Genomic DNA, 13138 nt, shown 5'->3' with positions numbered 1-13138 from the left:
CCTTCCCGCGGCCCCACCTGGTCCCACCTGTCGCAGCCGTACGGTACGACCTGACAGGGCGGACGTGGCAACTCTGGCACATCTTCGCGAGTGCCGAAGACAGGGGTCCGCTAGGAGGCATTCGCCCACTTCACCCCGGGCATGGCCCGATTTGGCGGGACATCGCCGGTGCGGTCGAACAGCACTCTTCGGTGACCCTTGTGCCCTTTTTCACGACCTGTTCGGAGTTGGGCGGACTTCGGGGCATCGCCGGAGCGCCCGCCCCGCACCGGCGGGGCGGGGCGGGCGCTACCGGTTCGGGGGCGGGCCGTCGAGGGGGCGGCCCAGCACTCCGGGGCGCCGCTGCCAGGGGAGCGGTCCGGTGGGCGGGCGGTGGGCGACGCCCAGGGCGTCGAGGCGCCGGCGGTGGGCCGTCGTCCGCCGTTCGAAATCGGCGAAGTCCCGTTCCGCGGGGGCCGGCAGCGCGCTCCAGGCGACCTCGGCGAAGGCGGCCAGCCGGGGGAAGACCTGGTAGTCCACCCGATCCTGGTTCTCCGTCACCTCGGACCACGCGTTGGCCTGGGTGCCCAGGACCCGCCCGGCCTCCTCGGCCGTCAGCTGCGGCGGCACGGGCTCGAACCGGTAGACGTCCTCCAGGGTGCGCACGTACCCGATCGGCACCGGCTCGTCGGGGCCCGCGTCCTGCCGGTGGTCCAGGTAGACGTGCTGCTCGGGGCACATGACCACGTCGTGTCCCGCGCGGGCGGCGGCGATCCCGCCGGCGTAGCCGCGCCAGGACGACACGGCGGCGCCCGGGGCGAGTCCCCCCTCCAGGATCTCGTCCCAGCCGATCAGCCGGCGCCCCCGCGCGGCGAGCCAGGTGGCGAAGTGCCCGACGAACCAGGACTGCAGAGCGTCCTCGTCGGCCAGGCCGAGGTCGTTGATCCGCTGCTGCGCGACGGCCGACGCACGCCACTGGTCCTTGGGGCATTCGTCGCCGCCGAGGTGTACGAACCCCGAAAAGGGAACGGAGGGGCCGGCGTCCGCGGGGAACAGTTCCAGGACCTCCTCGAGCACCCCTTCGTAGAAGCGCAGGGTGTTGTCGGTGGGGGCGAGTACGTTCGGATTGATCCCCCAGGTGTCCCAGACGGTCAGGGAGGCGGTGTCGATGACATCGGTGTTGCCGAGTTCCGGATACGCGGCGATGGCGGCCTGCGAGTGCCCGGGTACGTCGATCTCCGGTACGACGCTGATATGCCGCTCGGCGGCGTAGGCGACGATCTCGCGGATGTCGTCCTGCGTGTAGTGGCCACCGTGCGGTGTGTCGTCCCACAGCGGTGACGCCCGGTGCCCGACTTTCGTCCGGGCCCGCCAGGAACCGATCTCGGTCAGCTTCGGATACCTTTTGATCTCGATACGCCACCCCTGATCATCCGTCAGATGAAAGTGGAGGACGTTGAGTTTGTGCGCCGCCATCAGATCGAGATAGCGCAGCACGCCTTCCTTGGGCATGAAGTGCCGGGCGACGTCGAGCATGAGTCCGCGCCAGCGGAAGCGGGGGGAATCCTCGATCGTCCCGTGCGGCACCGCCCACACCCGGTCGCGGCCGAGCGGGGCCCTGCGGTACGCGTCGGGGCCGAGGAGCTGCCGCAGCGTCTGGGCGCCCCAGAAGACACCGGCCGCGCTGCCGCCCTCGATCAGGACGCCCGTCCGGTCGCTGACGAGGCGGTACTCCTCGGGGCCGAGCCCGGGGCCGAGCAGGAGCCCGATGCCGTCGCCGTCCGTGCCGTCGGGGTTGTCGAGTTCCCTGCCCTCGCCCAGCGGCAGACCGGTCGCCTGCCCGAGGACGGTGCGCAGCCATCGGCCGACGCCCTCCGTCCCGGGACCGGCGTGGAGCCGGGAGCGCGCCGTCAGCCGCACCTCGCCGGAACCGGCGACGACGCCGCGGGGCGCCGGAATGAGTTCGGTCATGGTTCAGTCCTTTACCGCTCCGCCCAGTCCGGAGACCAGGCGCCGCTGTACGAGTACGAAGAAGACCAGCACCGGGATCGTCATCACCGTGGACGCCGCCATCACGCCGCCCCAGTCCGGCTCGTCCGGCTTGTAGAAGACCAGCAGGGCCATCGGAAGCGTCGACTGCGAGATGTCGCTGATGATGAAGGACTTGGCGAACAGGAAGTCGTTCCAGGTGGAGATGAAGGAAAACACACTGGTGGCCACGAGCCCCGGCAGAACGAGCGGGAAAAGGATCTGCCACAGGAACCGCGCGCGGCTCGCTCCGTCGATGTACGCGGCCTCCTCCAGCGCCTCGGGAACGGCTTTCACGAACCCCCGCAGCATCCAGATCGCGAACGGCAGCGAGAACGCGATGTGCGGCAGGATCAGCGACCACAGCGTGTTCAACTGGCCGAGGTCCCGCATGAGGAAGAACAGCGGAATCGTCAGCGCCTCCACGGGCACCATCTGGGCCACCAGAAACATGATCAGCAGGGTGGTCCGCATACGGAACCTGAACCGCGTCACGGCGGTCGCCGCGAGAAAGGCGATCAGCGCCGAGGCGATCACCACGGCGACCGCGACGACCACGCTGTTGACGAAGTACCGGCCGAATTCCTGCTGCCCGAACACCCGTCGGAAGGAGTCCAGGGTGGGGGTCAGGGTCCACGGCCGGGGCCGGTCCGACTCGATCTCGCCGGCCGGTTTGAAGGCACCCAGCACCATCCAGTAGAGCGGGAAGGCCACCACCACCGCGACGAGCAGCGCCGTCGCCTCGGCCGCGAGCCGCCACGGACGCCGTACGAACCGGCGCACAGGACTCCCCCGGCGATTCCCCCGGCGCGCCCCGCTCCGGTCCACGAGACTCACAGTTCCTCCCCCTGACGGCGCAGCAGCCGCAGGTACACCAGCGTGACGGAGAGCAGGATCAGCAGCATCACCACGCCGATCGCGGCGCCGAGGCTGTACTGCGAGGACGCGAACGCCTTCTGGTAGGCGTAGACGTTCAGGACCAGGTTCTGGCCGGCGATGCCGCCGCCGCCCGTCATGACGTAGATCTGGGTGAAGATCTTGAAGTCCCAGATCACCGACTGGATGGTGACGACCACCAGGATCGGCCGGAGCATCGGGGCGAGCACCGAGCGCCAGATGCGCCACTGCGAGGCGCCGTCCAGGGCGGCGGCCTCCAGCACCTCGGCGGGTACGGCGCGGATGCCGGCGTAGACGGTGACCATCACGAACGGGAAGGAGCACCAGACCACTTCGAGCAGGACGAGGAAGAAGGCGCTGTACCGCCCGTACGTCCACGCGTGGTCGCCCAGGCCCAGCACCCGGTTCACCGGGCCGAAGTCGGCGTCGAAGAGGAACAGCCACACCGTGGAGCCGGTGACGGCCGGGGTCGCCCAGGCGCCGAGCCCGGCCAGCATCAGGGCGAGCCGGGGCACGGCGCGCACCCGGGTGAGCAGCACGGCGAGCGCGCAGCCGACGGCCAGGGTGGACACCACACAGGCCGCCGCGAACAGCAGGGTGGCCAGCAGCACCTGCCAGAACTGGTCGTCGGCGAAGAGCTCGGCGTAGTTGCCGAACCCCTTGAAGGTGGTCGGTTCGCCGCCGCTGACCTGCGCCTGGGTGAAGTGGAAGAGCGAGATCAGGCCGAGTTGGTAGACCGGATAGGCGAGCAGCCCCCCGAGGACGACGAGGGCGGGCGCCAGATACAGCCAGGGGGTGATCCAGCCCCCAAAGGGGCGCGGGGAACTGCGCGACCGGCCACAAACCACCCGCAGCCGCCGACGACTCGCAGCCCCCGAACTCATGGGCACAGTCATCCAGCGGAGCCAAACGCCTCGTTCATCTTCCGTGCGGCGCTCTCCGACGCGGCCGCCACGTCCTTCTTGCCGCTGACGACCTCCTGGAACATCGTCGGCAGCACCAGCGAGGAGTCGATCTGCGCCCAGGCCGGCGAGGCCGGCACGAACTTGGTGTCGGCGGCGAGGGTCTCGACGAACGGCTTCAGGAACGGCTCCTTCGCGGCCGTCTGCTGCCGCACGTCGGAGAAGGTCGGCAGGAAGCCCATCGCGTCGAACAGTTCGCCCTGCGCCTCCTTCGAGGCGAGCCGCCGCATCAGGTCGACGGCGAGGGTGCGGTGCGAAGTCGACTTCAGGACACCCAGGTTGTTCCTGCCCGCGAAAGCGGGGGCGATGGACCCGGACCGCACTCCCGGCAGCGGCACGACCGCGTACCGGCCCTTCACCTTGCCGGCCTCGACGGCCGCGTGACTGAAGTCGCCGCCGATCGCCATGGCGGCCCTGCCCGCGGCGAAGGCGGTCACCGTGTCGTTGCCCCCCATGCCGGCGCACTTGGCGGCCGGGCAGTTGTCGTCGCCGAAGAGGGAGGTGTACGCCTCGATGCCCTTGCGGGCGGCGGGGGTGTCGATCGCTGAGGCGTACGAGCCCCCCTTGCCGGTGGCGAGTTCGCCGCCGTGGGCCCAGATGAAGGGCATCGCGCCGTAGGTGTAGGCGCCGCCGACGGCGATGCCGTACAGCTCCGGCTTCGCGGCGCGGATCTTCCGGGCCGTGGAGATCAGCTCGGCCTGTGACCTGGGCGCCTCGAGCCCGAGTTCCTCGAAGACGTCGGTGCGGTAGTAGAGCGCGCGCACGCCGACGAAGTACGGCGCGCCGTAGACCCTGCCGTCGACGGTGACCGACTGCCGGGCGGTCGGGTCGGTGTCCTTGGCCTCGTCCCAGGCGCCGAACTCCTCGGTGACGTCGGCGAGTCCGCCGTCCTTCACGTATCCGGCGGTGTCCGTGTTGCCGTACTCGACGAGGTCGGGCGCGGACTTCGGGTCGTTGAAGGCGGCCTTGATGCGCTGGGCGCGGGTCTCGACCGGGATGTACTCCACGGTGACCTCGACGCCGTCGTGCGCCTGCTCGAACCCGGCGACGACGGACTCGACGGCCTCTTCCTTGGGCGCGTTGTTGACTTCCCGGAAGAGCCAGACGCGTAAGGTCCCGGTCTTCTCGTCCTCGGCCGAGGAGGAGCCCGAGGAAGTCTGGGGCGCGCAGGCGGCGGTGGCGAGGACGGCCGCGAGGGCGACCAGGCGGACGGACAGCTTCATGGACTGCTTCCTCCGATGGGGCGTTGCAACATACGCAATGAATGTTTCGCCGTGCACAACAACACCGGAGGTTAGGTACTGGGTGAACCGGCCCACAAGAGGTCTCGACCACTCTGTGACCGGCGGAAGCACTCCGCGCAACGCGCGGGCAGCACAAAGGCCCCCAGGGCGCGCAAAACGCACCCGGGGGCCTGAACGCGTCCGGACGACGGCCACGCGGCCCGGACGGCTCCTCGGGAAGGCCGGGGCCTACTTTCCGCCCTTGCCCTTGCCGCCCTTGCCGCCCTCGTCGTCGCCACCGCTCATGGACTCGTAGATCTCCTTGCACATGGGGCAGACGGGGTACTTCTTCGGGTCCCGGCCCGGCACCCACACCTTGCCGCACAGCGCCACGACGGGCGTGCCGTCGAGTGCGCTCGCCATGATCTTGTCCTTCTGGACGTAGTGGGCGTAGCGCTCGTGGTCACCGTCGCCGTGGGACGTCTGCGGCGTCGGCTCGACGAGGGTCCCCGTACCAGTCCCGCGCTCGGGCTCAAGAGTGCTCATGAGCACCAGGGTACTGAAGCTCACGCGCATCAGTTGAGCGACGGATCGTCCGGATACGTGGCCACCATCGCCAACTCGCCCCGCTGACGGCGCAGCACCTCGCGCCAGAGCCGCTCGGGCGCCGGGGACGAGACGTCGCCGGGCTCCGACTCGACGACGTACCAGGCGCCGTCCACCAGCTCCTCCTCCAGCTGGCCGGGGCCCCAGCCCGCGTATCCGGCGAAGATGCGCAGCGAGCCGAGGACGGAGGCGAGCAGCTCGGGCGGCGCCTCCAGGTCGACCAGCCCGATCGCGCCGTGCACCTGGCGCCAGCCCAGCGGCGCGGCCCGGTTCCCCGTCCCGCCGGGGACGACGGCGACGCCGAGGGCCGAGTCCAGCGACACCGGGCCGCCCTGGAAGACGACCCCCGGTTCGCCGGCCAGATCCCCCCAGCCCTCCAGGATGTCCGCCACGTCCACCGGGGTCGGACGGTTGAGAACGACACCCAGGGAGCCCTCCTCGTCGTGGTCGAGGAGGAGCACCACCGCACGGTCGAAGTTCGGGTCCGCCAGGGCGGGAGTGGCCACGAGCAGCCGCCCTGTGAGCGAGGACACCTCGGTCATGCCAGACATGATCCCGCATCTTCCCTTTCCGTGGGGAGGCAATCGGGGGTACGCGGGTGAACCGGGCCGCGCGGCGGCGGAGCTCCCTGGTGGAGCCGCGTCCCGAGCGGTCCGCGGCCGGAGGTCCGGGGGCCCGGCGGGCGTACGGGAGCACCCCCGGCGCACAGTACGGCGGTGACCCCGAGTGGCCACTGAGGGACTGCTCGTGTCGTGGGGGCGGCGGGGCGGAGACCGGGTCGCACACGGGCTGGCAGAGCCCGGGGGAAGGGCGACTACGCTTGCCCTTCTGGCCCCTGCCCCCCTCCACGGAACGCGAGATTCATGACCGTCAACGGAGCTGAAGACGTCCTGCTTGTCCACGGCGGAAACCCGCTGGAGGGTGAGATCCGGGTCCGCGGTGCGAAGAACCTCGTACCGAAGGCCATGGTCGCCGCCCTGCTGGGCAGTGAGCCGAGCCGACTGGGCAACGTCCCGGACATCCGTGACGTCCGGGTCGTGCGAGGACTGCTGCAGCTGCACGGGGTGACGGTGCGTCCGGGCGACGAGCCCGGTGAACTGGTGCTCGACCCGACGCGGGTGGAGAGCGCCAACGTCGCCGACATCGATGCCCACGCGGGTTCGTCGCGCATCCCGATCCTGTTCTGCGGACCGCTGCTGCACCGTCTCGGGCACGCTTTCATCCCCGGTCTGGGCGGCTGCGACATCGGCGGCCGGCCGATCGACTTCCACTTCGACGTGCTGCGCCAGTTCGGCGCGACGATCGAGAAGCGGGCGGACGGCCAGTACCTGGAGGCCCCGCAGCGGCTGCGCGGCACGAAGATCGAGCTTCCGTACCCGTCCGTCGGCACGACGGAGCAGGTGCTGCTGACGGCGGTCCTCGCGGAGGGCGTCACCGAGCTGTCCAACGCGGCGGTGGAGCCGGAGATCGAGGACCTGATCTGCGTCCTGCAGAAAATGGGCGCGATCATCGCGATGGACACCGACCGGACCATCCGCATCACCGGTGTGGACAAGCTCGGCGGCTACAACCACCGCGCCCTCCCCGACCGCCTGGAGGCCGCCTCCTGGGCGTCCGCGGCGCTGGCGACCGAGGGCAACATCTACGTCCGCGGCGCCCAGCAGCGCTCGATGATGACGTTCCTGAACACCTACCGGAAGGTGGGCGGTGCCTTCGAGATCGACGACGAGGGCATCCGCTTCTGGCACCCCGGCGGCCAGCTCAAGTCCATCGCGCTGGAGACGGACGTCCACCCGGGCTTCCAGACCGACTGGCAGCAGCCGCTGGTGGTCGCCCTGACGCAGGCGACCGGGCTGTCCATCGTCCACGAGACGGTCTACGAGTCCCGGCTCGGCTTCACCTCGGCGCTCAACCAGATGGGCGCGCACATCCAGCTCTACCGCGAGTGCCTGGGCGGCTCCCGCTGCCGTTTCGGCCAGCGCAACTTCCTCCACTCGGCCGTCGTCTCGGGCCCGACCCGGCTCCAGGGCGCCGATCTGGTCATCCCCGACCTGCGCGGCGGCTTCTCCTACCTGATCGCCGCCCTCGCCGCCCAGGGCACGTCCCGCGTCCACGGCATCGGCCTGATCAACCGCGGCTACGAGAACTTCATGGAGAAGCTGGTCGAGCTGGGGGCGAAGGTCGAACTCCCCGGCAAGGCCCTCGGCTGACCCACTCCCCGAGCCCCCGGCCCCGACCGGCTGGGGGTCCGGGGGTCGTCCCCCGGGCAGACACAGCATGGAGAAGCTGGTCGAGCTGGGGGCGAAGGTCGAACTCCCCGGCAAGGCCCTCGGCTGACCCACTCCCCGAGCCCCCGGCCCCGACCGGCTGGGGGCGAGGGGCTCGGCTGGCTTGATTCGGGCTTGCCAAAAGGGCGGCCACCCGTTCGGGTGGCCGCCCTTTCGACGTCACTGTGCGCCGTACGCCGTCCCGGGACGTACGAACGGCAGAATCACTTGCCCTTGGCGGCTTCCTTGAGCTTCGAGCCCGCGGAGACCTTCACGCTGTAGCCGGCCGGGATCTGGATCGGCTCACCGGTCTGCGGGTTGCGCGCGGTGCGAGCGGCACGGTGGGTGCGCTCGAAGGTCAGGAAACCGGGGATGGTGACCTTCTCGTCCCCCTTGGAGACGATGTCGCCGACGACCTCGGCGAACGCGGCCAGCACGGCGTCGGCGTCCTTGCGGGTCACCTCGGCGCGGTCGGCCAGCGCGGCCACCAGCTCACTGCGGTTCATGTTGTTACTCCCGTGTTCTTCTTGCCGTTGAGGCGTGCCACGCGGCAGGGCCGCACGCAGGGCACGGTCAAGCCGATGCTGCCAGGGTCCTCGGTGAGGGCCCGGACCCGGGTCCTGTCGGGCCCGCACACCCCTGGAGGTGCTTGCCTTCTGGACATTGTCCTGGTGCAGCATCCTGCCTCTACCTGCGGCAGTAACGCCAATCCGGCACCCGCAGAAGCCATGAGAACACCCATGGGAGTCACCCATGGGGGTCACACGGGGAACGCGACGGCCTGATGTCGGTGACACTGCGTCCGCTTCCGGCAGCAGAGCGCGGGAGCCGGAGGGCGGAACCCTTGCTGTACGGCCGCCACGATAGAGCGCGGCCGTACAGCAAGGGTTCCACGACGCGCCGGTCGCACACCTGTCGTGGTGATGGTCACAGCGACGCCGCCCGCCCCCGGGATCCGCCGGACAGGCCCTAGGAGGCCGAGGTCTGCGTCAGTTTCGCCGCTTCCCGCACGGCGTCGGCGACCGCGCCCGCGACCCTGTCGTTGAACACGCTCGGGATGATGTAGTTCGGGTTCAGCTCGTCCTCGGTGACCACGTCGGCGAGGGCCTGCGCGGCGGCGAGCATCATCTCCGTGTTGACGGTGCGGGACTGGGCGTCCAGCAGGCCGCGGAACACGCCCGGGAACACCAGCACGTTGTTGATCTGGTTCGGGAAGTCGGAGCGGCCGGTGGCCACCACGGCCGCGGTCTCGCGGGCGACGCCCGGGTCCACCTCGGGGTCGGGGTTCGCGAGCGCGAAGACGACCGCGCCCTCGGCCATCGCGGCGACGTCCGCGCCGTCGAGGACGTTCGGGGCGGAGACGCCGATGAAGACGTCCGCGCCGCGCACGGCCTCCTTCAGCGTGCCCGTCAGGTTCTCCGGGTTGGTGTGGTCGGCGATCCAGCACAGCGGGGAGTCGGCGGGGGTGTCCACCAGGTCCTCGCGGCCCGCGTGCACCACGCCGTGGATGTCGGCCACGACGGCGTTCTTCACACCGGCCGCGATCAGCAGCTTCAGGATGGCCGTGCCGGCCGCGCCGGCGCCGGACATGACGACCCGGATGTTCTCGATCGCCTTGCCGGTGACCCGCAGCGCGTTGGTCAGGGCCGCCAGGACGACGATCGCGGTGCCGTGCTGGTCGTCGTGGAAGACGGGGATGTCGAGGGCCTCGCGCAGCCGGGCCTCGATCTCGAAGCAGCGCGGCGCGGAGATGTCCTCCAGGTTGATGCCGGCGAAGCCCGGGGCGATGGCCTTGACGATCTCGACGATCGCGTCGGTGTCCTGGGTGTCGAGGCAGAGCGGCCAGGCGTCGATGCCGGCGAACCGCTTGAACAGGGCGGCCTTGCCCTCCATCACGGGGAGAGCGGCCTTGGGGCCGATGTTGCCCAGGCCGAGCACGGCGGAGCCGTCCGTCACGACCGCAACGGAGTTGCGCTTGATGGTGAGGCGGCGGGCGTCCTCGGGGTTCTCGGCGATCGCCATGCAGACGCGGGCCACACCCGGCGTGTAGATCATGGAGAGGTCGTCGCGGTTGCGGATGGGGTGCTTGGACGCCATCTCGATCTTGCCGCCGAGGTGCATCAGGAACGTACGGTCCGAGACCTTGCCCAGGGTGACGCCCTCGATGTCGCGGAGCTTCTCCACGATCTCGTCGGCGTGCCCGGTGGAGGTGGCCGCGATGGTGACGTCGATCCGGAGCCGCTCGTGCCCGGACGCGGTGACGTCGAGGCCGGTGACCGTGCCGCCGGAGGACTCCACCGCGGTGGTGAGCTGGGAGACGGAGGTCCCGCTCGACGGCACCTCCAGCCGGATGGTCATCGAGTAGGAGACGCTGGGCGCCGTTGCCATGGCCGACTTCCTCTGCTTTCACCTGTAGCTGTTCGTGCCGTCCGATCGTCGCACCTACCCCTGAGTACGCGGTAGCCGCCTCCTATTGCGAACGTTTTGTTCGCGCGGAAAGCGGGTATATGCGGCAGCTTTCGGAAAGACCGTTCCACCATACGAGAGGCAGGGGGTCGCACGTAAGTCGCTGCGCGGAGCGGCCCGCAGCCCGCCCGCAGCAGACCCGGGGCAGAGACGCGAGAGGCCCATGTCACCCGGAAGTGACATGGGCCTCTCGGTCGTTCAGTGACACCGACCCGCCATGCTCGCCTCGCGGCAAGTGGTCGCTCGTAGCGACGAAGGTTGGGCCCGGGGGCTTGGATCGGGCCGGTGTCACTTGCCAGGCTAACAAACGGATGGCGCAGGACCATTCCCCCGAGAGCCTTTTTCCGGGTTCAGTCCCGGAGCAGGTCCGGCACTCCGGCGGCGTCCGGCTCGTCCCGTCGCGTCGAGACGACGGTGAGCTGCTGGGTCGCCCGGGTCAGGGCGACGTACAGGACGCGCAGGCCGGCCGGGGACTCGTCGGCGATCTCGGCCGGGGAGACCACGATCGTCGCGTCGTACTCCAGGCCCTTGGCCTCCAGGCTGCCGAGGGCCACCGCGCGGTCCCCCAGCCCGTCGAGCCAGCGCCGCGCCTCCTCCCGGCGCTGCATGGCGACGACCACACCGACCGTGCCGTCCACCCGCTCCAGCAGCCGGGCCGTCTCCGCGCGCACGGTCTCGCCCAGCGTGCCCTCCGCGACGACGAAGCGCGGCTCGACGCCCGTGGAGCGCACCGCCCTCGGCGCCTCGGTCCCGGGCATGGCGAGCGCCAGCACCTTGGCGGCGAGGCCGGCGATCTCGGCCGGGTTGCGGTAGTTCACGGTGAGTTCGAAGCGGCGGCGGGGCCTGCTGCCGAGAGCCTCGTCGCGGGCCTGGGCGGCCTCGTCGGGGTCGGACCAGGAGGACTGGGCGGGGTCGCCGACGATCGTCCAGGTGGCCTGCCGGCCGCGCCGGCCGACCATGCGCCACTGCATCGGGGTGAGGTCCTGCGCCTCGTCGACGATGACGTGGGCGTACTCGGTGCGCTCCTGGGCGAGGCGCTCGGCCCGCTCGCGCTGCGACTCCTCGCGCACCGGCATCAGCTCCTCGAGGCCGGTGAGCTGGTCCAGCGGGTCGAGTTCGCGCCTGCGCCGGGGCCGGGAGGGGGCTCCGAGGACGGCCTGCAGCTCGTCGAGCAGGGCGACGTCGTGCACCGAGCGGCCGTCCCGGCGCAGCGAACGGGCGACCCTGCGGACCTCGCCCGGGTTGAGGATCCGCCGGGCCCAGCGGCCGAGGCGCCGCTCGTCCGCCATGGCGTCCAGCACGGCGGCCGGGGTCAGCTCGGGCCACCAGGCGTCGAAGAAGGAGAGGAAGTCGTCCTCGGTGGTGACGTCGTCGTCGAAGGAGGAGCGCAGTTCGGCGGCGAGCTCCGGATCGGTGTGCCGGCCGGCCGCGCCGGAGCGCCCCCACAACGCGTCCAGCAGCAGCTTGCGGGCGCGGGGGCGCAGCAGGTTCACCGGTGCGGTGCCGCCGAGGGCGGTGTGGCGGACGGCCGCCAGCTCGTCGGCGTCCAGTTCGATCCGCCGGCCGAAGACGACGACCCGCAGCCGGGTCGGCGTGGCGCCGTGCTCCAGGGCGCCGCGGGCGGCCTTCCTGATCACCTTGAGCATGCGGTACGAGCCCTTGGCGCGGGCCACGGCCGGGGTGTCGTACAGGGTGGCCCCGGTGCCGGACACGTCGTCGCCCAGGGAGCCGATGGCGCGGATGGCGACCTGGCCCTCCTCGCCGAGGGAGGGCAGCACGCCCTCGGTGTAGGCGACCAGGAGCGGGGTGGGCGAGACGATCAGGATGCCGCCCGCGTACCGGCGCCGGTCCTGGTAGAGCAGGTAGGCAGCACGGTGCAGGGCGACGGCGGTCTTGCCGGTGCCGGGGCCGCCCTCGACGTAGGTCACGGAGGCGGCGGGGGCGCGGATCACCAGGTCCTGCTCGGCCTGGATGGAGGCCACGATGTCCCGCATGCTGTGGGTACGGGCCTGGCCGAGCGCGGCCATCAGGGCGCCGTCGCCGACGACCGGCAGTTCGTGGCCGTCCAGGGAGGCCGTCAGCTCGGGACGCATCAGGTCGTCCTCGACGCCGAGGACCCGGCGGCCCTTGGAGCGGATGACGCGCCGGCGCACCACCCGGCCCGGATCGACCGGGGTGGACCGGTAGAAGGGGGCGGCGGCGGGCGCCCGCCAGTCGATGACCAGCGGGGAGTACTCCTCGTCGAGGACACCGATGCGGCCGATGTGCAGGGTCTCGGCGATGTCGGCGGTGCCGTCGGGGCGGATGGCTCCCTCGGCGGGCTCGACGGCGGTGTAGGCGCCGTCGGGTCCCTTCTTTCCGTCCTTGCCCCGGAGCAGGTCGATCCGGCCGAAGAGGAAGTCCTCGAACTCGTTGTTCAGCCGGTTGAGGTGGACGCCGGCCCGGAAGACCTGGGCGTCCCGTTCGGCGAGTGCGCCGGGTGTGCCGACCTGGCCGCCCCGGGCGGCGTCGTGCATGAGGAACTCGGCCTCGTGGATCTTCTCCTCGAGCCGTCGGTACACCCGGTCGAGGTGTTCCTGTTCGGTAGTGATCTCCCGGTCGCGAACGGAATCGTGAACCGGATCGACCGCGGTTTCCTGCTGAGCCTGAGCGGCCACCGGGCCCCCTTCTGACGTGCTGGGCAGCCGTCAACCGTACGCGAAGGGGGCCC

The 13138-nt window shown here is 70.8% G+C and carries 10 protein-coding genes; 1 reads left to right on the top strand and 9 read right to left on the bottom strand.

Features of this window, described 5'->3' with window-relative positions:
* Positions 1 to 288: 288 nt before the first annotated feature.
* The 6 genes from ACTWJ9_RS20515 to ACTWJ9_RS20490 form a co-directional block, all read right to left on the bottom strand.
* Positions 289 to 1950: a beta-N-acetylhexosaminidase gene (locus ACTWJ9_RS20515; RefSeq protein WP_443294558.1), complete on the bottom strand. Its 1662-nt coding sequence runs from the start codon at positions 1948 to 1950 to the stop codon at positions 289 to 291.
* A gap of 3 nt (positions 1951 to 1953) precedes the next feature.
* Positions 1954 to 2790: a carbohydrate ABC transporter permease gene (locus ACTWJ9_RS20510; protein WP_279335695.1), complete on the bottom strand. Its 837-nt coding sequence runs from the start codon at positions 2788 to 2790 to the stop codon at positions 1954 to 1956.
* A gap of 50 nt (positions 2791 to 2840) precedes the next feature.
* On the bottom strand, positions 2841 to 3788 hold the full coding sequence (locus tag ACTWJ9_RS20505) for a carbohydrate ABC transporter permease (protein ID WP_443295904.1): 948 nt from the start codon (positions 3786 to 3788) through the stop codon (positions 2841 to 2843).
* 8 nt (positions 3789 to 3796) lie between these two features.
* Positions 3797 to 5089, bottom strand: coding sequence for an extracellular solute-binding protein (locus tag ACTWJ9_RS20500; RefSeq protein WP_443294557.1), 1293 nt, complete (start codon positions 5087 to 5089; stop codon positions 3797 to 3799).
* 249 nt (positions 5090 to 5338) lie between these two features.
* Complete coding sequence (locus tag ACTWJ9_RS20495; RefSeq protein ID WP_279335692.1) at positions 5339 to 5635, bottom strand: DUF3039 domain-containing protein; 297 nt, start codon at positions 5633 to 5635, stop codon at positions 5339 to 5341.
* 29 nt (positions 5636 to 5664) lie between these two features.
* Complete coding sequence (locus tag ACTWJ9_RS20490; RefSeq protein WP_387042046.1) at positions 5665 to 6237, bottom strand: YqgE/AlgH family protein; 573 nt, start codon at positions 6235 to 6237, stop codon at positions 5665 to 5667.
* Between the two features lie 321 nt (positions 6238 to 6558).
* On the opposite strand from ACTWJ9_RS20490, the gene murA reads away from it, so the two are divergent.
* Positions 6559 to 7905: a UDP-N-acetylglucosamine 1-carboxyvinyltransferase gene (gene murA / locus ACTWJ9_RS20485; protein ID WP_279335691.1), complete on the top strand. Its 1347-nt coding sequence runs from the start codon at positions 6559 to 6561 to the stop codon at positions 7903 to 7905.
* A gap of 281 nt (positions 7906 to 8186) precedes the next feature.
* Here murA and ACTWJ9_RS20480 read toward each other — a convergent pair whose 3' ends face one another.
* From ACTWJ9_RS20480 to ACTWJ9_RS20470, 3 genes are all read right to left on the bottom strand, one after another.
* Complete coding sequence (locus tag ACTWJ9_RS20480) at positions 8187 to 8468, bottom strand: HU family DNA-binding protein (RefSeq protein WP_003950507.1); 282 nt, start codon at positions 8466 to 8468, stop codon at positions 8187 to 8189.
* A 463-nt stretch (positions 8469 to 8931) separates the two neighbouring features.
* The gene (locus ACTWJ9_RS20475; RefSeq protein WP_279335690.1) at positions 8932 to 10350 is read right to left on the bottom strand and encodes an NAD-dependent malic enzyme; all 1419 of its coding nucleotides are present in this window, start codon (positions 10348 to 10350) and stop codon (positions 8932 to 8934) included.
* 428 nt (positions 10351 to 10778) lie between these two features.
* Positions 10779 to 13085 carry a HelD family protein gene (locus ACTWJ9_RS20470; protein ID WP_279335689.1) on the bottom strand — a complete coding sequence of 769 codons (2307 nt, stop codon included), beginning with the start codon at positions 13083 to 13085 and terminating at the stop codon, positions 10779 to 10781.
* Between the last annotated feature and the right edge of the window lie 53 nt (positions 13086 to 13138).

Origin of the sequence: Streptomyces sp. GDS52 (genome assembly GCF_052246875.1) — a bacterium.
GTDB lineage: Bacteria > Actinomycetota > Actinomycetes > Streptomycetales > Streptomycetaceae > Streptomyces > Streptomyces cathayae.
The sequence above is the reverse complement of the archived record's forward strand: the minus strand, read 5'-3'. Positions and strand labels throughout refer to the sequence as shown.

Excerpts from the sequence above, each read along its gene's own strand:
- ACTWJ9_RS20515 (WP_443294558.1), bottom strand. The coding sequence starts at position 1,950 with ATGACCGAACTCATTCCGGCGCCCCGCGGCGTCGTCGCCGGTTCCGGC.
- ACTWJ9_RS20505 (WP_443295904.1), bottom strand. The coding sequence starts at position 3,788 with ATGAGTTCGGGGGCTGCGAGTCGTCGGCGGCTGCGGGTGGTTTGTGGC.
- ACTWJ9_RS20500 (WP_443294557.1), bottom strand. The coding sequence starts at position 5,089 with ATGAAGCTGTCCGTCCGCCTGGTCGCCCTCGCGGCCGTCCTCGCCACC.
- ACTWJ9_RS20495 (WP_279335692.1), bottom strand. The coding sequence starts at position 5,635 with ATGAGCACTCTTGAGCCCGAGCGCGGGACTGGTACGGGGACCCTCGTC.
- ACTWJ9_RS20490 (WP_387042046.1), bottom strand. The coding sequence starts at position 6,237 with ATGACCGAGGTGTCCTCGCTCACAGGGCGGCTGCTCGTGGCCACTCCC.
- murA (WP_279335691.1), top strand. The coding sequence starts at position 6,559 with ATGACCGTCAACGGAGCTGAAGACGTCCTGCTTGTCCACGGCGGAAAC.
- ACTWJ9_RS20480 (WP_003950507.1), bottom strand. The coding sequence starts at position 8,468 with ATGAACCGCAGTGAGCTGGTGGCCGCGCTGGCCGACCGCGCCGAGGTG.
- ACTWJ9_RS20475 (WP_279335690.1), bottom strand. The coding sequence starts at position 10,350 with ATGGCAACGGCGCCCAGCGTCTCCTACTCGATGACCATCCGGCTGGAG.